The following is a 20,496-nucleotide window of genomic DNA, read 5'->3' on the forward strand; positions in this document are numbered from 1 at the left end:
ACCTGGACGGAAACCCGCTACCGCCGGAGGTCTCCGCCGCTGCTCAGTCCGGTCTGGAGGAACTCCTGCGGCTCCTTCGGCTCCTACAGGACGAGGGCACGCCGATCCGGGAGGCGAAGCTGGTGTTCGTCGGCGAGGGGAAGGTGGGGAAGAGCAGCCTCCTGGCGGCCATGCGCGGTGACGCCTTCATCGACGGCCGCGATACCACCCACGGCGTCGAGATCAAACAGGTGATGGTCGGGCCGGATGGCGCCGCGTGGCAACTCAACGGGTGGGACTTCGGCGGACAGCCCGAATACCGCCCCACGCATCAGATGTTCTTTACGGCACCAGCCGTTTACCTGGTCGTGTGGAACCCACGGCTCGGACCGCAGTTGAGCCAGGTCGAGGAATGGATCGAGATGATCCAGCTACGGGCCGGCGTGGACGTGCGCGTCCATGTGGTCGCCACGCACGCCGACACCGGCCAGCGCAGTGCCGGGATCGATGAGGACGGGCTACGCGAACGCTTCGGCGACATGATCGTGGACTTCCATCACGTCGGCAGCGGGAGCGGCGTCGGCATCGCCGGCCTGAAGGCCGCCATCGCGGCTACTGTCGAACGGACAATGCCACAGGCGGCGCGGCTCTACCCGGCGAGTTGGCTGCGGTTGCGCGAGGCCATCAACGCGGGCGGCCGACCATACCTGCCCTACGCCGGCTACCAGGCGTTGGCCGCAGAGCACGGGCTGACGCCGACCAGCGCCCGGTCCCTGGCCATCACCTCTAATGTGCTGGGTCACTGGATCTATGACGCGGACGACTCCAACCTGTCCGAGCTGGTCATCTTCAAGCCGGACTGGCTAAGCGTCGCTATCAGCTTCGTGCTAGACGACCCGGCCACCCGCGAGTGCGCCGGCATCCTGGCGCATCGGCGGGTCGGTGACCTGTGGAACAACCCGTCGCGGCCTGCCGACCAGCACTATCCGGGCGTACTGCACGCGGTTTTTCTCTACCTGATGGAGAAGTTCGCGATCTCCTACCGGATCGCGGTCGGCCCGGGTGAGGAGCCGCAGAGCCTGGTTGCCCAGTTGGTCGGCAGCGTCCGGCCCGACCTCAGCGACGTGTGGGAAGGCTACGGCCAAGGGCTCGACGAGTTGGTCCACGTCTGCTCCATCGTGGACAGCGATGGTCAGCCCCGGCCGCTCACCGGCGTCATGTACCAGCTCATCGTGCGCCTGCACCAGTTCTCGTTGGGCCGGCGCGATCATGAGCGCAGCCGGCACTGGCAGACCGGCATCGTCGTGGACAACGACTACCACGGCCGGGCGCTGATCACTGTGGACCGCGCACGGATCATCGTCCGGGTTCGTGCCGTGTATCCGCAGTTCTTCGCCGTACAGCTGACTGATGAGATCCGTGACCAGGTGACCGCATTCTGGCAGGGCGTTGACGTACGGATCATGGTCCCGTGCCTTACCTGTACGTCCGACAAGCCCACCCTCTTCGACCAGGAACAGTTGCGGGACGACCGGAGGATTGGCAACAAGGAGGTCTTCTGCCGGCGGTGCCGCACACCGCAACGCATTGATGATCTGTTGCTGCGCACGGCCACGTCCGAACGCGACGACAATCGCCTGGTCCGTGTCATCGAAGAGGTCCTGACCCCATCGTTCGGTCAGATCATGGCTCGGGTGGACCACAACGCGGCGACCGTCACCGCCGCTGTTGCCCGGGGCAACGCCGACATCATCGAACGGGTCGACGACCTGGGCGTCGAGCTGTTGCGGGCCATCAGTCAGGCCGAACAGGGGTACCGCGAGTTTGTGTTGTCGGTGGAGGAGAGCCGGGACGGGCCGCGCCTGTTCACGGCCGAGCTTCTCGAGCCCTCCCTGCTGCGCCCCGGTTGGACCCACCAGCGGGTCCGGGTGACCCTGTGGTGCGAGCATTCGCGGCTGCGGGTCCGCGATCTCAACCCCGACGGGCCCGACGGTGAGTACACACTGACCGTTCCGCGCGACTGGCTGGTCGCCGCCGCGCCGTGGCTCCGGGCCGCCGCGACGGTGCTGCGGGCCGTCCTGCCGATGGCGGCCGCCGGCCTCGATCTTGCCGCGCCGGACGTCAAGGCGTGGCAGTCGACGGTGAGTACACAACTCGACCGGGCTGCGGCCAGCCTCGACGCGATCGGCGACGCCACGGCCGGCGACCGCTCCGGCATGGACCTCGAACCGATCGGCCGGGGCGGTCGTGTCGAACTTGACCGGGGCACCATTCAGGCGCTTCGTCACCTGGTTGCCGAGGCAGACCCCAGCTTCGCGGGCCTGCGGCGGGTCGCCTCCGGTCACAGCGTCATGTGGGTCCATCCCGACTACCTGGATAAGTACTCCCCGCCGCTGCCCGAGATTCCGACCGACTGAGGCTCGGTGCTCAGGTGCCGGAAGTTCGTGCTGTCACGCGGCTTCCACAGCTGGCAGTGCCGAGCCAGGTGTGCGGATTGCCGTTCCAGCACCAGCCCAACTTGGGAGCATTTTCACTGATCCAGAGCGCGGGGACCCGCTTGTCACCGCACCGCGAACCGGCCAGCATGAAGCACTTGTTCTTCTCCAGCGCATCGGGGAAGTGGGTAGCGAGGGCGATTCCTTCCTCAATGGTCAGCGGCGTCCGACCTCTCGCCTTGATCGTCGCAGTCGCGTCGACGGGTTTGACGTCACAGAACTCCTCGCCCCGCTCCACGTCGACGATGAGATAGGCGGCGCTGGTGATCGGGAGGTCCTCCAACGGAACGAATCTGGCGAGCTCACCCTGCTTGTAGTTACGGTCGACCACGCCGCCCTTCTTCTTCCCCGGCAGCGTCAGCAGCGGCACACTCACCTCCGGCGCAACCAGCTCCCGGGCCACCACGATCACAAACCCCACGTGGTACGCGCTGCCGCCCGCCCGCTGTGCGTCGACGCTGCGGGCCGTCACGCGCAGCGGCTCCACCAGGTCACGAAACTCTGTGGCACCCATCCCGGCCAACGCCGGGTACCCGAGCCCGACCAGGTTCACCACCTGCCGCTGAAACTCGATGTCCGCGTCCACCACGATTCCTATCGTGACCGCTGGCCGCCATTCGCGCCCATATGTATGCCCATTCGGTCGTCCCACAGCCGTCCGGCCCTGGTGTCCGATTGGCCGGGATCGCACGGATGGGAGCTACATGGAGAACTGGGACTGACCGCCGTACCCGACACATCGGCTACCTCACCGCCCTCACCTTTCTCCGCCTGGACGGCAACCAGCTCACGGTTGGCAGAACGACAGGTCCCGGCCGGGCGCGGATTACGCGGACGGGAGCACGGCGGCACGACCGCGCTCCCGTCCTCCAAATGAGTGATACCGGGAGCGGGAATGCGGATACGTCCGGCACTGACGTTGCGGTTGGCCCGACAGGTCATCGTCGATCACCGCGCAGGGCCGGACGGCCTTTGCACGCTGTGCCGACCGGCAGAGGTCACCCCGTGCCCAGCGCGGCGGATCGCCGTCACGGCCAAGCGCCTCGACGCCAAGCGCAGTGGCAGGCTCCAGCTACGCCTTCAGGAACTGGTCATGCCGGTCGTCGTGCCACGCGTCTTCGAACGCGCCACCGCCTGGCTCTACGACTACACCCCGGAACGGCTCTCTGGTGGCGCATGACGATATAGCCGGATATCGTGGCCGCCATAGACGCCGACGCCAGCCGCCAAGGGCTCTCCTGCTCTGAGTACCTTCGGCGCACGCTCACCGAGGTTGCACGCGATACCCAAGTGGCGGTCACGGTGGAGGACCTCACCCGGTTCTCAACGGTCTTCTCCGACCTGGCCGACGAGAACGTCATGCGGCAGGCCTGGCGATGACGATCCGGCCTGCGAATAGACCGGAACGTCTACGCGGATAGTGGCCGCCGCCCGGGCGCGGAGGTGCGCGTGGGCGTACTCGCAGATGACGGCGTGCTCGTAGACGGCGCGGGGGACGTCGAGGCCGCTGTCCACCCGCAGCGGGATCCCGGCGGGGCGCCAACGCCAGAAGGTGTCATCCCCGGTGAGCGAGGCGAGCACGCCCAGCAGCTGGGTGTCCAGCCGCAGCGAGTGCACCGCGCGGCGGTACTCGTCGCGGGTCAGGCACGCGGCGAACGGGATGTTCATCAGGCACAGCGCCGTCTGGATGTCGAGGTTCAGCCAGCGGCGCAGGCCCGGCGAGGCGTCGATCGGCTCGACGTCGAGCCCCGACAGGTCCAGCGGCCCGGGCCGGTGCCGGCCGGCGCGCAGCGCCACGAGCACGTCGTACACATTGACGTCGTGCTCGATGACCGCCCGGTTGCCGAGGTCCCGCAAGGAGGTCGGGCGCAGCGTGACGGGCGACAGGCCGGCGACGCGCGCGTTGCGGATCGCCACGTTGAGCAGGTTCGTCTCGACGATGAAGTGCCGGATCAGCAGCGTGCCTGCCTCCGGGGAGACGAACCGCCGCAGGAACCACACGCACAGCGCGTCCATGGTCACGTGCGCCCGCACGCCGGGCACGAACGCCTTGACGACCCGGATCACGAACACCACCGCGCGCGACAAGGGCCGCACCCACGGATACAGCCACCGCCGCGACCAGCGTTGCTGGTCACGCACCACGAGACGCAGGGTCGCGGGGTCGAACGGACCGCCCGGGTCGGCGAGGATCGCCGACCACACCGACGGGTCACTCATCGTCGATCGCCTCCAGCTGCAGGGCGTAGAGCCGGGCGGTGACGGCCGCCGTGCGGACGATCCGTTCCGCGCCCGACCGGGTGACGATGCCGGAGCGCAGCGCGTCGGTCAGCATCTCGAAGTGCTCCGCGTCGGCGCCGCCGTGGTAGTGCAGGAAACTCGTCTGCTCCTCGGTCAGCCCCAACTGCTCGCGCAGCAGCGACGCCCAGCGGTCCGCGCACGCCGTGCCGAGGCCCTCGATGATGAACATCGCGCCCATGAGGTCGACCGGGTCGGGCAGCCCGGCCCGGTGGAACAGGAACGCCGACAGCGCCTCGGACCCCACGTTCTGGCGTCCATTCTGGATCGTTTCCAGATCACCGCCGACGGCCACGTAGTCGCGCTCCAGCAGCCGGAAGTCGCGGTGCTCCTCGGCGGCGTGCCGGATCGCGGCCGACCGCAGCTCGAACAGCTCCGCCGAGAAGCTCGACGCCGCCCGCGCGATCCACCGCCCGCCGTCGATCACCTGCTGCCGCAGGTGCAGCAGCAGCTTGCGGTAGTCGTCGAGGGTCGCGGTATTGGACTCGATGCGGCGGATGATCGGCGCCGCGGCGAGCCTGCGGGCAAAGTCGTCCCAGACCTTCCCCAACTCGAGTACGGCCCACCGCACGGCGTCGTCGTCCTCGGTCCCCGGGATGCCGAGCGGGGACGCGGCCGCCACCGGGGCGACCGAAGGAGCCGGGGTCGTCTCCGGCCCCACGCAGGTGAGCTGGGCGAACGCGAACGAGAAGCGGCCCGACTCGGGCACGATGAGCAGGATCTTCTCGCCGGGGGCGAACCGGTTCGTCCGCCAGGCCTCCTCCAGCATCACGAAGATGCTGGCCGCGCCCGTGTTGCCGCGGGTGTGCAGGTTGGTGAACCAGCGCTCCTCGTCGATCATCAGGTTCGCCTCGCGGAGCAGCGTGAAGATCTGCCCGCGGAAGTGCTCGGCGCTGTAGTGGCACAGCACGTGGTCGATGCCCGGCGGGTCCAGCCGCCCGTCGCGCACCAGTGCGGCGTACTCGCGCAGTCCGACCTGGAACAACCGCGGCAGTGAGCGGACGTCCTGGCGCAACAACAGCGAGCCCTGCTTCTCCGCGGCGGCGGCGGTCGGCTGGTCGAGCCACGTCGTTCCGGCGGCCGGCACGCCCCCGTCGGTCGTGCCGGTGCGCATGCAGACGCGTTCCTCGTGGGCGTAGGAGACGTGGTGGAGCCAGTCGAGGCGCAGGCTGGGGCCGTCGGGGCGCGGGCGGCCCTCGACGACGACCGCGCCGGCGCCGTCGGACAGGGTCCAGCGCAGGAACTCGGCGTCGAAGCCGGTACGGCCGTCGGCGGCGTCGTAGCGGGACTGGCGCAGGGCGCGCGACACCAGGTCGGAGCCGACGGCCACGGCGGTGTCATGCTCGCCGACCCGGACGGCGTTCACGGCCGCGTGCAGGGCGGCCATGCCGGAGGCGCAGACACCACCCGCCGAAAGGATCTCCATGGGATGCCCGCCGAGCCGACCGTGGACCATCGACGCGAACCCGGGTACGGGCAGGTCGGGCTGCGTGGTGCCGGTGGCGAGCAGCGTGACGTCGGCAACGGTGACACCCCGGTCCTTGAGGGCGGCGGTGACCGCCTCGGCGGCCAGTTCCTCGTTGAGCATGGTCGTCGCCCCGGACGCGTCCAGGGCGTAGTGGCGGGTGCGGATGCCGTTGGCGGCGAGGACGCGCTCACGCGCGGCCTTCGAGCTGTCCGCCGCGCCCAGGCGGCGGGCGATCTCGTCGTTGTCGAGCGGCTCGCCGGGCAGGTACGCCCCGCAGCCGGTCAGATACACCTCTCGGGTCATGCCCTCCATTGCGCCGCACGGCCGGTCAAGGTCGCATCCGCCCGATGACTCAACCGGCGGTGGGTTCAGCTACTCACGTAGCCGCTGAGGGCACGCCACGCGACCCGGGTGTCCTCGTCGTCGGCGTGTGCGCCCTTGAGCTGCGCGACGTAGCCGCAGATGTCGGCCAGTTCCCAGCGCGAGCGGTAGAGGCGCAGCGCCGCCTCGTCGGGTCCCCGCCCGTAGGCGGACCAGTCGTCGCCGGGCAGCAGCCACAGGTCGCGCTCCGGCGGGGCGAGCTTCACCGTGTCCCAGTCGATGAGCCGCAGGTCGCCGGCGCGGGTCCACATGAGATTGCCGGCGTGCGGCTCGCCGTGCGTGACCACCCAACCGTCGGTCGGCGTGCGGGCGACCAGAGCGTCGTAGCCGCTGAGGCGTTCCCGCAGGTCGCCGGCGTTGGCGACGATCAGCTCGCGCGCCCGCTCGCCGTAGGGGCCCCGGGTCCAGGGCACATCGAGGTCGTCGAGGACTGTGTCGCGATCCGGGATGGCGAAGTCCTCGCGTGGTGGCAGGTCGGGCGGGACGGTCTCGCTGTGCAGTCTCGCCAGGGCGGCCAGCACCGTCGCGCGCTGGTCGCGGTCGAGGGTCTCGCCGAAGTGACCCGACGTGCCGTCGATGACGTCGTAGACCGACACCGCGTAGCGGCCCTCGGCCATGCCGGCGAGCCAGCCGCCGTCGGGGCGTCGGCAGGGCGCGTGCGCGTACTCGTGCTTGTGGTCCTTGAGCAGGACCGCGACGGCGAGCGAACGGCCGAGGGTGACCCAGTCGGTGGCATCGTCGACGTTGATGAACAGGTCGCCGGACCGGTAGTGGTGGGTGCCGTAGCCGACCGGCTCGTAGGTCAGGTCGGCGACGTCGAGGGCCCAGCCGTCGCGGATGACGTCGGCGAGTTCGGTGCGGTCGAGGTCGGTCGGCTCGGTGTACATCAGTGCTCGTCCAGACCCTGTTCGATGGCGTAGCGGACCAGTTCGACGCGGTTGTGCAGGTGGAGCTTGCCGAGCGTGTTCTGCACGTGATTCTGCACCGTACGCGGGGAGAGGACGAGACGCTCCGCAATTTGTCGGTAGGACAGGCCCTTGGCGACCAGACGCAGCACCTCGGTCTCCCGGTCGGTCAACCGGGGCGAGTCGTCGTCGCGGGCCGGCGTCGCCGCGAGCCGGCGGAACTCGCCGAGCACCAGGCCGGCGAGGCCCGGGGTGAACACGGCGTCGCCCTCGGCCGTGCGGCGCACCGCGTCGAGGAACTCCTCGCGCCCGGCCGACTTCACCAGGTAGCCGGCAGCGCCGGCCTTCACCGCGTCGAGCACGTCCTGCTGCTCGCCGCTGGCGGACAGGACGAGCACCCGGACGGCCGGCGTCGCATCGAGCAGGCCGCCGATGACCGCCATGCCCGACAGGTCGGGCAGCTGCAGGTCGAGCACGACGACATCGGGGCGCGCGGCGCCGGCCAGCCGCAACGCCTGTCGGCCCTCGCCGGCCACGGCGACCACCTCGTAGCCCGCCTCGGCCAGGTCGCGGGCCACCCCGTCCCGCCACATCGGATGGTCATCGACCACCATCACCCGCACACCGACCCCCACAGGGACACGTTACGACTTCCGGCGTGGGCGGGGGATGCGGATCTCTACCTCGGTGCCGTCGCCGGGGGTGCTTGTGAGGGTGACCGTGCCGCCCACGTCGCGGACCCGGCCGCGGATCGACCGGGCGACGCCGAGCCGGCCGTCGGCGGCGGCCTCGTCGAGACGACCCGCCGCCATGCCGTCCCCGTCGTCGCGCACAGTGACCGTCACCTGATCGGGCTCGTCCTCGACCAGCACAAACGCGCGCGCGGCCGGGCCGGCGTGGGCGCGCACGTTGTCCAGCGCGCTGGACACCGCCGCCGCGACCTCCCGCGCGACCCCGCCCGGCAGCACCACCGGCGTCGCCGGCGCGGCCACCGACACGGCGTCGCCCGCGTACGCGTTGACCAGCACGCGCAGGTCCGCCTCGCCCTCGACCGTGGTGAAGTCCGTGGCCACGAGACTGCGCAGGGCCGCCTCCTGCTCGCCGGCGAGCCGGCCCAGCTCGGCGGCGTCCCCACCCAGCTCCATGCCCCGCCGGTGGACCAGCGTGAGCACCTGCAGCACCGAGTCGTGGATGCCGCGCGCGATGCGTTCGCGTTCCCGGTTCGCCGCCTCCAGCTCCGCGACCCGTTGGAGGTTCGCCTCGCTGACGGCCGCCAGGCGCGCCGCGTGCCCGAAGATCATTCCGGACATGAGCAGCAGCACGACGTCGTTGAGGACCACGGTGTTGGCGGCACCACGCGTCGCCGCGTCAACCACGCCCATGGCGAGCGCCGCCACCGCCGCCCGCGTCCGCCCGAGCGCCAGGCCCCAGGCCAGCACCGGGGCCGCGATCCACGCCATGGGCACGGTGTCCGAGCCGTGTGCGAGCGGGTCCTGGCCGATCACCCACACGCTGGCCAGCAGGCACCCGGCGGTCACGGCGAAGTCGGCGAGCAGCAGCGGCCACCTCCGGTGCGCGGGCCACGCGTACAGGGCGATCGCCGCGACGGTCCAGGCCGTCATCACCGCGAGCACCGTCCACCCGATCATCGGATGGGGGTACGTCCGGAAGTTGCGCCCCATGAGCAGCACCGCGTACGCGAGCGACGCCACCCGGAACACGGCGAGTGCCCGCCACAACGGAATCTCCAGGCCCATCCCGGCATCCTGCCTGCCCGGCGGCTCCACCGCCGTCCCGCGTCACCTGCCCGGCCGTTGGACGCATCCTTGCTCATCGTTACCGCTCACAGCGAATGTGAGCAGGGCCACGTTCTCACGGCGGAGCTAGATCATTAAGAGGGCATGGCTAAGTGCGCGTAACAAAGGTGGTATCGACCGGTAACTAGCCGCACGGACCATCGAATGCATGGGGACAAGCGTCGATACCGCGACACACTGCCCGTACTGCTCGCTGCAGTGCGGGGTCGCGATGCGGCCCGCCCCGCCCCGGCCGCCCGTGATCGAGCCGACCGAGTTTCCCACCAACCGCGGCGGCCTGTGCGCCAAGGGGTGGAGCGCCGCCGAGCTGCTCGACCACCCCGACCGGCTGCTGACCCCGCTGGTGCGCACCGACCCGGCCGACCGGCGCAGCCCGTTCCGCCCGGCGACCTGGGACGAGGCCCTCGGCCGCGTCGTCGACGCGATCCGGACCAGCCAGGAGCGCTACGGCCTGCCGAGCGTCGGCGTCTTCGGCGGCGGCGGCCTCACCAACGAGAAGGCGTACCAGCTGGGCAAGTTCGCCCGCGTCGCGCTGCGCACCCCGCACATCGACTACAACGGCCGGTTCTGCATGTCGTCGGCGGCGACCGCCGGCAACCGGGCGTTCGGCATCGACCGCGGCCTGCCGTTCCCCCTCGCCGACCTGGCCGAGGCGCAGACGATCCTGCTGGTCGGCGCGAACCCGGCAGAGACCATGCCCCCCGCCATGCAGTACTTCGACGCCGGGCGCGCGGCGGGCGCCACGCACATCGTCGTCGACCCGCGCCGCACGGCGACCGCCCGCGGCGCGACCATGCACCTGCAGCCCACCCCCGGCACCGACCTGGCGCTCGCCAACGGCCTGCTGCACATCGCCATCCGCGAGGGCTACGTCGACGAGGACTACATCGCGACGCGCACCACCGGGTTCGAGGCCGTCAGGCAGGCCGCCAGCAAGTACTGGCCCGACCGTGTCGAGCGCCTGACGGGAGTCGACGAGACGCAGCTGCGCGCCACGGTCCGGGCGCTGGCCACGGCGGGCTCCGCGATGATCCTCACCGCCCGCGGCGCCGAACAGCACAGCACGGGTACGGACACCGCGCAGGCCTTCATCAACCTGGCCCTGGCCCTGGGCCTGCCCGGCAAGCCGTACTCCGGCTACGGCACCATCACCGGGCAGGGCAACGGGCAGGGCGGCCGCGAGCACGGCCAGAAGGCCGACCAGCTGCCCGGCTACCGCCGTATCGACGACCCGGCCGCCCGCGCCCATGTGGCCGGGGTGTGGGGCGTCGACCCCGACGAGCTGCCCGGCCCCGGCAAGTCGGCGGTCGAGATGCTCGACGCGCTCGGCACTCCCGGCGGCGTCCGTACTCTCCTGGTCTTCGCCTCGAACATCGTGGTCTCCGCCCCGGACCGCAACCGGGTCCGCGAGAGCCTGCGGGCCCTTGATTTTCTGGTGGTGTCCGACATCTTCCTGTCCGAGACGGCGGCGCAGGCCGACGTCGTGCTGCCGACCGCGCAGTGGGCCGAGGAAGAGGGCACGATGACCAACCTCGAGGGCCGGGTGCTGCGCCGCAAGCAGGTGCTGCCGCCGCCCGACGGGGTGCTCGACGACCTCACGTTCATGTCGACGCTGGCGAACCGGCTGGGCCGCGGCGAGTTCTTCTCCGCGGACCCCCGCGTCGTGTTCGACGAGTTGCGCCGGGCCAGCGCGGGCGGCATCGCCGACTACGCGGGCATCACGTACGAGCGGATCGAGAAGGAGGACGGCGTGTTCTGGCCGTGCCCCGACGAGGGGCACCCGGGCACGCAGCGCCTGTTCGCGGAGGAGTTCGCCACGCCGGACAAGCGGGCCCGGTTCATCCGGGTCGACCACCGCGACGTGCCCGAGCCCACCGACCTCGAATACCCGTACGTGCTGACCACCGGCCGGATCATGCAGCACTACCAGAGCGGCAACCAGACGCGGCGGTCGAGGTCGCTGCAGATGACCGCGCACGACCCGCGCGTCGAGCTGCACCCCGACCTGGCCCGCCAGCTCGGCGTCGCCGCCAACGACCTGGTCGAGCTGCGCTCGCGCCGGGGTCGCGCGGTGTTCCGCGCGCTGGTCACCGACACGATCCGCCCCGACACCGTCTTCGCGCCGTTCCACTGGGGCGGCGCGGCCAGCGCGAACGCGCTGACCGATCCAACGCTGGACCGGTACTCCAGGATGCCCTCCTTCAAGGTTTGCGCGGTCGCCGTCGCCCGCGTTGGTGGCCCGACCGATCCCGCGGCCGCTTCCCCGCCGCCGCTGTCGTCCGAGTCGAGAAAGGACGGTTGACCGTGACGTCGACCGCACATTTCCTGCAGGGAGTCTTTCCGTTCGAGGGCAAGGGCATGGACGCGCCCTTCCCACTCGACTCCGGGCTGTCGTACACCGTGCCGCTCGGCATGGTCACCCAGCCGGTGTACTTCCGCGGCGGCAACACCAGCGACGACCTCGTCTACGTCTGCCTCATGCGCGACGGCAAGCCCATGCGGTACTTCCCGATCGGGGCGCGCGGTGACGTGCACGTGCCGCTGCGGGTCGTGGAGGACGTCGACGGCGGCACCACGTTGGAAATCTTCCTAGCCGCTCCCGAGGGCGTGACCGGCAACGTCGTAATCGACCTGGGGATGGTGGACGTCTAATGGCACAGAGACTTGTCGTCATTGGCAACGGCATGGCCGGGGCCCGCACCGTCGAGGAGATCCTCGAACGGGGCGGCCACTTCGACATCACGATGTTCGGCGACGAGCCGTACGGCAACTACAACCGGATCCTGCTCTCCAACGTCCTGTCGGGCGCGGAGGAGGAGTCGGACATCTTCATCAACAGCCTCGGCTGGTACTCCGACAACGGCATCAACCTGCGCGCCGGCGTCCGGGCCACGCGCATCGACCGGTTCGCCAAGGTGGTGCACGGCGACGACGGGTCGGTCACGCCGTACGACAAGCTCATCATCGCCACGGGCAGCACGCCGTTCATCCCGCCCATGGAGGGCACGTACAACGCGAAGCGCGGCTTCCACCAGGGCGTCTTCTCCTTCCGTACGCTCGACGACACCCGCGGAATGATCCGGTACGCCCGCGACCACGAGACCGCGGTCGTCATCGGCGGTGGCCTGCTCGGCCTGGAGGCGGCCCGCGGCCTGCTGAACCACGGCATCAAGGTCACCCTCGTGCACGCGATGGGCCACCTGATGAACACCCAGCTCGACGAGCAGGGCGGCGCGATCCTCAAGGCGAGCGTCGAGAAGCTCGGCATCGCGGTCGAGCTGAACGCCATGACCACCCACGTGCTGGGCAAGGACTCGGTCACCGGCGTCAAGTTCAAGGACGGCCGGACGATCCCCTGCGACATGGTGGTCATCGCGGCCGGCATCCGCCCCAACACCCAGGTCGCGGCGGCCTCCGACCTGCCGGTCGAGCGGGCGATCCTGGTCGACGACCAGATGCGGGTGCAGGACGAGGCCGACATCTACGCCGTCGGCGAGTGCGTCCAGCACCGCGGCACGACGTACGGCCTGGTGGCGCCCCTGTGGGAGCAGGCCAAGGTGCTCGCCGACCACATCACCGGCACCAACCCGCGCGCGGCGTACCACGGCTCGCGGACCGCCACGAAGCTCAAGGTGGCCGGCGTCGACGTGGCCGCGATGGGCATCACGTCGCCGGAGCGCGACACCGACGAGTTCGTGGTGTTCGCCGAGCCCCGGCGCGGCATCTACAAGAGCGTTATCATCCGCGACGACCGGATCATCGGCGCGACGCTGCTCGGCGACGTGTCGAAGATGGGCTTCCTGACCCAGGCGTTCGACAAGGGCCTGCCGCTGCCCGAGGAGCGGGTGCGGCTGCTGTTCGACCTGGGCGGCCCGCCGGCCGAGGTGTCGGCGGCCGAGATGCCCGACGACAACCAGGTCTGCAACTGCAACGGCGTCAGCAAGGGCCAGCTCGTGGCCTGCGTGACGGGCGGCATCAAGACGGTCACCGGGGTCATGGACAAGACCCGCGCCGGCAAGGGCTGCGGCTCCTGCAAGTCGCTCGTCTGCCAGATCGTCGAGTGGGCGGCCGGCGGCGAGGTCGAGGAGGACCCGTCGGCGAACTGGTACGTCCCCGGCGTGCCGTACGCGAAGCCCGAGCTCATGGAGGCGATCCGGGCGCAGGGCCTGCGCAGCGTGTCGTCGGTGTTCGCGGCGCTCGCGCCCGGCGGCAAGGAGGACGCCAAGTCGAAGATGGGCCTGGTCTCCCTGCTGCGCATGATGTGGGGCGACGAGTACGAGGACGAGAACGACGCCCGCTTCATCAACGACCGCGTCCACGCCAACATCCAGCGCGACGGCACGTTCTCGGTCGTCCCGCAGATGAAGGGCGGCGTCACCTCGCCCGACCAGCTTCGCAAGATCGCGGATGTGGCCGACAAGTACGAGGTGCCGATGGTGAAGCTCACCGGCGGCCAGCGCATCGACCTGCTCGGCATCCGCAAGGAGGACCTGCCCAAGGTCTGGGCCGACCTCGGCATGCCGTCCGGATACGCGTACGGCAAGAGCTTCCGCACCGTGAAGACCTGCGTCGGCAGCGACTTCTGCCGGTTCGGGGTCGGCGACTCGACGGCGCTCGGCGTCGCGATCGAGTCGCGGTTCCAGGGCCTGGAGTCGCCCGGCAAGATGAAGCTCGCCGTCACGGGCTGCCCGCGCAACTGCGCCGAGGCGTACGTGAAGGACCTCGGCGTCGTCGCGATCGACGGCGGCAAGTGGGAGATCTACATCGGCGGCGCGGCCGGCGCCCACATCCGCAAGGGCGACCTGCTCGCCACGGTCGACTCACCCGACCTGGTCATGACCCTCACGGGCCGGTTCCTGCAGTACTACCGGGAGAACGCGAACTGGCTCGAGCGGACGTACTCGTTCGTGCCGCGCATCGGCATCGAGAAGCTGCGCGAGCTGCTCGTCGACGACAGCGAGGGCATCTGCGCCGGCCTCGAGGAGCGCATGCAGGAGGCCGTCGACGCGTACAAGGACCCGTGGCTGGAGGGCCGGGAGCCCCGTGCGGACGGCCAGTTCAAGCCGTCGCTGCCCCTGCTGCCCCTGCCCATCGTTCCGGTCCGGGAGGTCCACGCATGAGTTCGGAACTGGTCGAGATCTCCATCGGTTCGCTGGAGTCGCTGCCCATCGGTGAGGGTCGGACGTTCACCATCGACGGCGACATGGTGGCGATCTTCCGGACCCGCACCGGGGTGGTGCACGCGGTCTCGGCGGTCTGCCCGCACGCGGGTGGCCCGATCGCGGACGGCCTGGCCGACACCGAGGTGGTGATCTGCCCGCTGCACCAGCACGTGTTCGAGCTGACCACGGGCTGCTCGCGCAGCGGCCAGCCGCCGCTGCGGGTCTACCCCGTCCGGGTCACGGACGCCGGCGAGGTCCTCGTCGGCGCGCCGGTCCCGGTCGACGCCTGACCTTCTCCTCCCGACACAACGGGCCCGTGCAGCGCCGCGCGGGCCCGTTGTGCTGTGTCAGTCCACCCGAACCCCGTCGATGGTCGGCAGGTACTGGACGACGTGCCGGATGCGGTAGACGCACAGGGCACACAGGACGGCCAGGCCCATGCGGATCTCGGCGGTCAACACGACCTGATCCGCGTAGTTGCGGACCTCGGCCATGGACGACGCCGCTATGACGTCGAACCCGGGAATGAGGACGAAGCCGACCGCGAACCAGGCAAGGCACGCCACCGCGAAAACGTAGAACGAAACGAGCCTGCGGTACCCGTGCGGTCGTTCCGCCTCGTAGAACCAGTCGTTCATCCGGTACAGCCAGAAACCAAAGAGGATCACGGCGCCGATCTGGACGGTCCCGAGGGTGAAGCTGTTGTTCACGAGGCCATTGACGGCCTTCCTCCACAGGCCCCACATGACAATCTCGTTCTGCACGGACTGGGCCCTCACAACAAAGTCGAGAATGTCGGTTGGCGGCCCGGTGACCCTGTCGACGACCCCGTCGGCGGCCTCGGGCAGGGCACGGGCCAGCAGGACAGAACGGAAGCCGATCAGCACGCACAGCGCCTGGGCGCCGAGAACAAACGCGAAGAAGACGTTGTCGCTCCGCGGCAGGGGAACCTTCACCCTGGCCGGGGCGGTGTCGGCGGTGCTCACGATAAAGATCCTTCCGGGGTGGCGTCCGTGGGGATCTTAGGTTGTCCGGCCGGGCCGTCGCTTGCCCAGTAAGCCGGCGAGGACGGCGGCGTGGCTGATGTCGAGGTGCTTCGACGAGGTCAGCAGGGTGAGCGGGCCGGCGGCCGCCAGCTCGCGCAGGTGGTCGAGGCCCTCGCGCGCCTCCGGCGCGGCCAGCTCCGTCACGTACCGCTCGGCGAACTCGTGGTACCGCTCGGGCTGGTGGTCGTACCACTGACGCAGTGGTGTTGACGGGGCGACCTGCTTGCACCATTCGTCGAATGGGGCGTCCTCCTTGCGCATCCCCCGAGGCCACAGGCGGTCGACGAGGACGCGTGCGCCGGTCGTGGGCGGGTCGTAGACCCGGGCGATCCGCACGGTCATTCCCCGATTGTCTGCCCACTACATTGAGTACGTGGGTGATTCCCGGGCCGTGCCCGTCGCCGCGCTCGCGCACCTGCGCCGGGCGCGCGACCACATGGACCGCCACTACCGCGACGACCTCGACCTCGCCGCGCTCGCCCGCGTGGCCGGGATGTCGAAGCACCACTTCGCGCGCAGCTTCCAGGCCACCTACGGCGAGCCGCCCATCCGGTACCTGACCCGGCGGCGCATCGAACGGGCGCAGGACCTGCTGCGGGCGGCCAACCTGACCGTCACCGAGATCTGCATGCTGGTCGGGTTCGCGAGCCTCGGCTCGTTCTCGACCCGGTTCACCCGGCTCGTCGGGGAGACCCCGACGGCGTACCGGAACCGGTGGGCGGCGCGCGGCGGCCCGCACGTGCCGGGGTGCTACCTGTTCATGCGCGGGGTGCTCGACCACCGCGGCACGGCCGAACCGCGCAATCTGAAAGAAGCGTCGACGGCGACCGGCGCTATACGGTCGACCAATGATCGCTAACATTTCGCTGGTCACGGTGTACTGCCTGGACCAGAGCGCGGCTCGCGACTTCTACGTCGACGTCCTCGGCTTCACCCCGGGAGTCGACATCACCATGGGCGAGGGCTTCCGCTGGGTGACCGTCTCCCACCCGAACCAACCGGAGCTTGAGGTCACCCTCATGCTGCCCGGCCCGCCGCTCGACGACGAGCTGGCGACCGTCATCCGCCGGAAGCTGGAGCAGGGTCAGATGGGCGGCCTCGGCCTGAGCGTGGAGGACTGCCACGCCGCGTACAAGGAGCTCAGCGACAAGGGCGTGACCTTCGTCCAGGAACCGTCCGACCGCCCGTACGGCGTCGAGGCCGTCATGCGCGACAACTCCGGCAACTGGCTGGTGCTCGTGGAGCGCCGCGACTTCACGCCGGGGGACTTCGGCCCGCAGGTAGGCTGACGCACCATGCTCGACCTGGTAGCTCCCACCGCCCGGCTCCGCGACTCGTGGCTCGGCTCGCGGGAGGAATGGGCCGGGGGTTATCAGGACGGCACCGGGCTGCACCCCACCGACGACGTGGACACCGTCGAGGGGTTCGCGGCGTGGGTGACGCGCCTGCACCGCGAGGGCGACGAGTCCGTCCCGCCCGCGCCGGGGCGCGTCCACGCGACGTACTGGTGGATCGTCGACTCCGACGAGTACCTCGGCGCGATCACCCTGCGGCACAGCCTCAACGACTTCCTGCTCAACGCCGGCGGCCACATCGGCTACAGCGTCCGGCCGTCCGCGCGCGGTCGCGGGCTGGCGACCTGGGCGCTCGGCGAGGTCCTGGTCCGCGCGGCCCGCCGGCTCGACCGCGTGCTCATCACCTGCTCGGACACGAACGTCGCCTCGGCCCGCACCATCGAGCGCTGCGGGGGCGTGCTGGAGGACGTCCGCGACACCGAGCTCGGCAGAACCCGCCGGTACTGGATCGACCTGCGCCCTCTTCAGGGCAGCTGACGCGTCCCGTCCCAGCGCCGCTGAGGCGTCCCGTCCCAGCGCCACCCGGTCCGCAGCGCGCGGCCGTCCAGCTCACCGCGACCGGTGGCCCACAGCAGCGTGGGCCGCGTTTTCCTGGCATGATTCCGCGGATGACCGCAGACCGGGAGCTCGCCGAGATCTATGCCCGACAGGCCACCCGCGCCGGGCGTTCGGCCGTGATCGTCGCGCTCGCGGGCGCGCTCGGCACGCTCGTCGTCGCGTTCAGCGTGGGCATGGGGCAGTCGTTGACGCGGACCGAGTGGCGCACGACCGCCCTGTTCGTCACCATGTGCGTCGGCGCGGTACTCACCGCGACCCTGTACGCGGTGGTCAGCCACCTCCAGACCCACGCCGAGGCCGCCGCTGCCCGCCACGTCGCGGCCGCTATCGCCGCCGAGGCCGACGTCTGATCCGGGTCGCCGCGGGTTGGTCGCCCCACCTGAGCAGACCTCGGAAGGACAACGGCGCCAGCACCGCGGCGACGGCTGCGCCCGCGGCAAACAACCAGGCTGCCAGGAAGTCCGGGCCGTTTCGTACGTCGGCGACATTGCCGGTCGGATCGCGGGGGTCATACACGATCGATGCCCGGTCACCGATCTCCGGTTTCGGATCCCACCGGTAGTTGCTGGTCTCCGCTTCTATAACGCGACCGTCCGCCGTGACAAATTCGAGGACAACGAAATCGCTGCGCCCCTCGTCGTACACCTCGGTCACGGTGGCCGTGCTGATCATGCCGTGGTCCCGGAGGGCTGCGGCATCCCGATACGCCCATACGGAAAACACGAGGCAGATGACCCCGACCGCCACGGCCTGCCAACCGATGGAACGCGGGGAGTTCATGCCGGTCCCCTGCGGCCGCCGTCGTCCCACGTCGGTAACAGTCGGCGCGCGGCACGGATGGTTGAGGACCCTTGCATAGGATCTCCGGCATGGCGGTGCGACCCGTTCAGGTGAACATCAAGGCTCTCGACGCCCCCGCGGTCGGCCGGTTCTGGGCGGAGGCGCTCGGGTGGAGCGCCTACCGACCCGGCGTGACCACCTACGTCGGACCCGCCGGCGGCCTCGTCTGGCCGGACCCGGTCGCCCTGGGCATCGACGTCGTTCCCGTCCCGGAGCACAAAACACCGACGAAGAACCGGGTACATCTCGATCTCGCCACCACCTCCGCGACCCATCAGGCGGAGCTGGTCGCGCGCCTGCAGGCGCTCGGGGCGACGCCCGTCGACGTGGGCCAGGGCGACGTGCCGTGGACCGTCCTCGCCGATCCGGAGGGCAACGAGTTCTGTGTGCTCGAGCCCCGGGAGATCTACCGGGACACCGGGCCGATCGCCGCGGTGGTGGTCGACTGCACGGATCCGCGGGCCATGGCGCGGTTCTGGGCCGAAGCGACGGACTGGGCCGTGCACGCGGTGACCGACGATCACGCGTCGTTGCGCTCGGCCGGCGCCGTCGGCCCGTACCTCGAATTCCTCCGCACGCCGGACGTGAAGACCGTGCCCGACCGGGTCCATCTTGACCTGCTGCCGTGCGCCGGCGACGACAAGGAAGCGGAGGTGGCCCGGCTGCGCGCCCTCGGCGCCGCCGACCTCGACGTCGGCCAGGGCGGCGACGTCCCGTGGACCTGCCTGGCCGACCCGGAGGGTCACGAGTTCTGCGTGCTCGCCCGTTCCTGATGCTGGCCGCGGCTAGGTTGAAGGGGACGCGTGCGTGACGGACGAAGGAGCCGACGATGGCCGAGTGGACCGCCGACGACCTGAACGAGATCGGAAGCGTTGTCGAAATGCGCATCGCCGCGCTGCTGCCGGACGGCACGCCACGCGACTCGGTGATCATCTGGGTCGTCCGCGTCGACGACGATCTGTATGTGCGGTCGTACCGGGGCGCTGGCGCCGCCTGGTTCCGCGGCACGCGCGAGCGTCCGGAAGGCGTCATCGAGGTGGACGGGGTCACCAGGGGCGTCACGTTTATCGACGATGCGGACCCCGAAACCAACGCGCGGATCGACGCCGCCTACCGCACCAAGTACGCCAGTCAGGGCCGGGAGTACGTCGACGCCATGATCGCTCCCGCGGCCCGCGCCACCACGATCAAACTGGTACCACGCTGACGAGGACCGGTCCTCATCGTGGCGTGAGAGTCCTACCCTGACGCCATGCCCGCCGCCAGGCTACGACCTGACCCATACCGCTCGTTCAAGGTCGGGCTCCTGGTCATCGCCGTCACGTTCATGGCCTGCACCGGTGAGTTCGGTCGGGACGCAGGCGCTCACGCGGCCCGCTTGGACCGCAACGGCGTTGAGTCGGTTGCGGTGGTCTACGACCGCGAGCCCGCCATCAGGGGCGGCGACCTCATTTACGTCCAGTACCGCCTGCCCGACCTCGACTCCGTCTACGCACTCTGTGCCAGCTGCGACGACGACCTGGATCTCGGCGAGTACGTGCAGATTCGCTACGACCCCGCGGACCTGGACGCCGACGTTGAACAGGTCGGCAAGGAGAGCTACACCGGCAGAGCGATTCTCGGCTGGCTCGGGTTCAGCGTCCTCGCGCTGTTCGCCGGGTACGTACTATTCAAGATCTTCCGGCCGTCCCGGCCTCAGCCGTAGAACGCGTTGCCTACCGGGTGCTGTCCTGGCCCTCAAGAATCTCGGCTAGGACGTCGGCGGCGTCGCGGTTGCCGGCGTCAGCGAGGCGGCGCAGCTCTGTCACGTCGTGACGCTCGCCCGCCAGTTGGACGAGTTCGGCCACAGCGTCGGTGCTACCGGCGTCGGCGAGACGACGCAGGTCGTCCATGTCCCCGCGCTCGCCCGCCAGCTCGACGAGCTGGTCCTCGGCATCCCGGTCCCCGGCTGCGGCACGCGCTCGCAGTTCCGAAAGCTCATCGTCAGTCACGCCGCTACCCCCTCGCCAAAGGCCGCCGCTCTGCAAGACCTGTCACAGAACCCAGACCAGCGTCAAGCAAACAGCCGGAACGGCTCACGTCGTCTGTCGTTGTCTGCCTTGGCCATCATCGTCGGCGCGGCGGGCTGGGTCGACAGCCCCGCCGGCGTCACAGACGAAGCCGGTACCAGCGCGGAGAGGTCCTGTTCATCG

Annotated in this window: 23 protein-coding genes and 2 pseudogenes; 15 read left to right on the forward strand and 10 right to left on the reverse strand. The window is 70.1% G+C overall.

Features of this window, described 5'->3' with window-relative positions; translation table 11 throughout:
* Positions 1–143: 143 nt before the first annotated feature.
* Together ABD211_RS33975 and ABD211_RS27245 are read left to right on the forward strand one after the other, a co-directional pair.
* Positions 144–410, forward strand: a pseudogene (locus ABD211_RS33975) (P-loop NTPase family protein); the annotation flags it as partial.
* Positions 411–692: 282 nt separating this feature from the next.
* Positions 693–2,396 (forward strand): annotated as a pseudogene (locus tag ABD211_RS27245) (COR domain-containing protein); the annotation flags it as partial.
* A 10-nt stretch (positions 2,397–2,406) separates the two neighbouring features.
* Here the strand turns inward: ABD211_RS27245 and ABD211_RS27250 are convergent.
* The gene (locus ABD211_RS27250; RefSeq protein WP_344137966.1) at positions 2,407–3,063 is read right to left on the reverse strand and encodes a DUF5701 family protein; all 657 of its coding nucleotides are present in this window, start codon (positions 3,061–3,063) and stop codon (positions 2,407–2,409) included.
* A gap of 306 nt (positions 3,064–3,369) precedes the next feature.
* Between ABD211_RS27250 and ABD211_RS27255 the strand changes: the two genes are divergently transcribed.
* Both ABD211_RS27255 and vapB read left to right on the forward strand, forming a co-directional pair.
* On the forward strand, positions 3,370–3,654 hold the full coding sequence (locus ABD211_RS27255) for a hypothetical protein (RefSeq protein WP_344137969.1): 285 nt from the start codon (positions 3,370–3,372) through the stop codon (positions 3,652–3,654).
* Positions 3,655–3,671: 17 nt separating this feature from the next.
* Positions 3,672–3,854 carry a type II toxin-antitoxin system VapB family antitoxin gene (vapB, locus tag ABD211_RS34055; protein WP_486336266.1) on the forward strand — a complete coding sequence of 61 codons (183 nt, stop codon included), beginning with the start codon at positions 3,672–3,674 and terminating at the stop codon, positions 3,852–3,854.
* Here vapB and ABD211_RS27260 read toward each other — a convergent pair.
* The 5 genes from ABD211_RS27260 to macS form a co-directional block, all read right to left on the reverse strand.
* Complete coding sequence (locus ABD211_RS27260) at positions 3,798–4,694, reverse strand: DUF6999 family protein (RefSeq protein WP_344137972.1); 897 nt, start codon at positions 4,692–4,694, stop codon at positions 3,798–3,800. The genes vapB and ABD211_RS27260 overlap by 57 nt on opposite strands.
* Positions 4,687–6,543: a 3-oxoacyl-[acyl-carrier-protein] synthase III C-terminal domain-containing protein gene (locus ABD211_RS27265; protein ID WP_344137975.1), complete on the reverse strand. Its 1,857-nt coding sequence runs from the start codon at positions 6,541–6,543 to the stop codon at positions 4,687–4,689. The genes ABD211_RS27260 and ABD211_RS27265 overlap by 8 nt, the downstream gene beginning before the upstream one ends.
* 65 nt (positions 6,544–6,608) lie before the next feature.
* Positions 6,609–7,508, reverse strand: a complete 900-nt coding sequence (locus tag ABD211_RS27270) for a phosphotransferase (RefSeq protein ID WP_344137978.1) — start codon at positions 7,506–7,508, stop codon at positions 6,609–6,611.
* A complete protein-coding gene (locus tag ABD211_RS27275; protein ID WP_344138028.1) occupies positions 7,508–8,140 on the reverse strand; it encodes a response regulator in 633 nt (210 codons plus the stop codon). Before ABD211_RS27275 ends, ABD211_RS27270 begins: the two co-directional genes overlap by 1 nt.
* A gap of 30 nt (positions 8,141–8,170) precedes the next feature.
* Complete coding sequence (gene macS / locus ABD211_RS27280; protein ID WP_344137981.1) at positions 8,171–9,283, reverse strand: MacS family sensor histidine kinase; 1,113 nt, start codon at positions 9,281–9,283, stop codon at positions 8,171–8,173.
* 208 nt (positions 9,284–9,491) lie between these two features.
* Here macS and ABD211_RS27285 point away from each other — a divergent pair, with 208 nt between their 5' ends.
* Genes ABD211_RS27285 through ABD211_RS27300 form a run of 4 tightly spaced genes read left to right on the forward strand, consistent with a single transcriptional unit; the run spans position 9,492 to position 14,795 of the window.
* Positions 9,492–11,645, forward strand: coding sequence for a molybdopterin oxidoreductase family protein (locus tag ABD211_RS27285; RefSeq protein WP_344137984.1), 2,154 nt, complete (start codon positions 9,492–9,494; stop codon positions 11,643–11,645).
* A 2-nt stretch (positions 11,646–11,647) separates the two neighbouring features.
* On the forward strand, positions 11,648–11,995 hold the full coding sequence (locus tag ABD211_RS27290; protein WP_344137987.1) for a molybdopterin oxidoreductase: 348 nt from the start codon (positions 11,648–11,650) through the stop codon (positions 11,993–11,995).
* The gene (gene nirB / locus ABD211_RS27295) at positions 11,995–14,463 is read left to right on the forward strand and encodes a nitrite reductase large subunit NirB (protein WP_344137990.1); all 2,469 of its coding nucleotides are present in this window, start codon (positions 11,995–11,997) and stop codon (positions 14,461–14,463) included. The genes ABD211_RS27290 and nirB overlap by 1 nt, the downstream gene beginning before the upstream one ends.
* The gene (locus tag ABD211_RS27300; protein ID WP_344137993.1) at positions 14,460–14,795 is read left to right on the forward strand and encodes a Rieske (2Fe-2S) protein; all 336 of its coding nucleotides are present in this window, start codon (positions 14,460–14,462) and stop codon (positions 14,793–14,795) included. The genes nirB and ABD211_RS27300 overlap by 4 nt, the downstream gene beginning before the upstream one ends.
* Before the next feature lie 57 nt (positions 14,796–14,852).
* Here ABD211_RS27300 and ABD211_RS27305 read toward each other — a convergent pair whose 3' ends face one another.
* On the reverse strand, positions 14,853–15,491 hold the full coding sequence (locus tag ABD211_RS27305) for a hypothetical protein (RefSeq protein WP_344137996.1): 639 nt from the start codon (positions 15,489–15,491) through the stop codon (positions 14,853–14,855).
* Between the two features lie 36 nt (positions 15,492–15,527).
* Positions 15,528–15,893 (reverse strand): DUF488 domain-containing protein, encoded by a 366-nt coding sequence (locus tag ABD211_RS27310; RefSeq protein ID WP_344137998.1) that lies wholly within the window; start codon positions 15,891–15,893, stop codon positions 15,528–15,530.
* 31 nt (positions 15,894–15,924) lie between these two features.
* Between ABD211_RS27310 and ABD211_RS27315 the strand changes: the two genes are divergently transcribed.
* The 4 genes from ABD211_RS27315 to ABD211_RS27330 all read left to right on the forward strand — a co-directional run bounded on the left by ABD211_RS27315 (position 15,925) and on the right by ABD211_RS27330 (position 17,814).
* On the forward strand, positions 15,925–16,410 hold the full coding sequence (locus tag ABD211_RS27315) for a helix-turn-helix domain-containing protein (protein ID WP_344138001.1): 486 nt from the start codon (positions 15,925–15,927) through the stop codon (positions 16,408–16,410).
* Entirely contained in the window at positions 16,400–16,840 is a 441-nt protein-coding gene (locus tag ABD211_RS27320) for a VOC family protein (RefSeq protein WP_344138004.1), read from the forward strand. Before ABD211_RS27315 ends, ABD211_RS27320 begins: the two co-directional genes overlap by 11 nt.
* A gap of 6 nt (positions 16,841–16,846) precedes the next feature.
* Positions 16,847–17,383, forward strand: coding sequence for a GNAT family N-acetyltransferase (locus ABD211_RS27325; RefSeq protein WP_344138007.1), 537 nt, complete (start codon positions 16,847–16,849; stop codon positions 17,381–17,383).
* 131 nt (positions 17,384–17,514) lie between these two features.
* Positions 17,515–17,814, forward strand: coding sequence for a hypothetical protein (locus ABD211_RS27330; RefSeq protein WP_344138010.1), 300 nt, complete (start codon positions 17,515–17,517; stop codon positions 17,812–17,814).
* Here the strand turns inward: ABD211_RS27330 and ABD211_RS27335 are convergent.
* On the reverse strand, positions 17,789–18,244 hold the full coding sequence (locus tag ABD211_RS27335) for a DUF3592 domain-containing protein (protein WP_344138013.1): 456 nt from the start codon (positions 18,242–18,244) through the stop codon (positions 17,789–17,791). The two genes, ABD211_RS27330 and ABD211_RS27335, sit on opposite strands and share 26 nt — an antisense overlap.
* Positions 18,245–18,333: 89 nt before the next feature.
* Between ABD211_RS27335 and ABD211_RS27340 the strand changes: the two genes are divergently transcribed.
* Genes ABD211_RS27340 through ABD211_RS27350 form a run of 3 tightly spaced genes read left to right on the forward strand, consistent with a single transcriptional unit; the run spans position 18,334 to position 20,009 of the window.
* A complete protein-coding gene (locus ABD211_RS27340; protein WP_344138016.1) occupies positions 18,334–19,077 on the forward strand; it encodes a VOC family protein in 744 nt (247 codons plus the stop codon).
* A gap of 56 nt (positions 19,078–19,133) precedes the next feature.
* A complete protein-coding gene (locus tag ABD211_RS27345) occupies positions 19,134–19,511 on the forward strand; it encodes a DUF2255 family protein (RefSeq protein ID WP_344138019.1) in 378 nt (125 codons plus the stop codon).
* Between the two features lie 45 nt (positions 19,512–19,556).
* A complete protein-coding gene (locus ABD211_RS27350) occupies positions 19,557–20,009 on the forward strand; it encodes a hypothetical protein (protein ID WP_344138022.1) in 453 nt (150 codons plus the stop codon).
* Between the two features lie 10 nt (positions 20,010–20,019).
* On the opposite strand, the gene ABD211_RS27355 is transcribed toward ABD211_RS27350, so the two are convergent.
* Positions 20,020–20,295, reverse strand: coding sequence for a hypothetical protein (locus ABD211_RS27355; protein WP_344138025.1), 276 nt, complete (start codon positions 20,293–20,295; stop codon positions 20,020–20,022).
* Positions 20,296–20,496 lie beyond the last annotated feature (201 nt).

This window comes from Luedemannella flava, assembly GCF_039528515.1.
GTDB classification, from domain to species: domain Bacteria; phylum Actinomycetota; class Actinomycetes; order Mycobacteriales; family Micromonosporaceae; genus Luedemannella; species Luedemannella flava.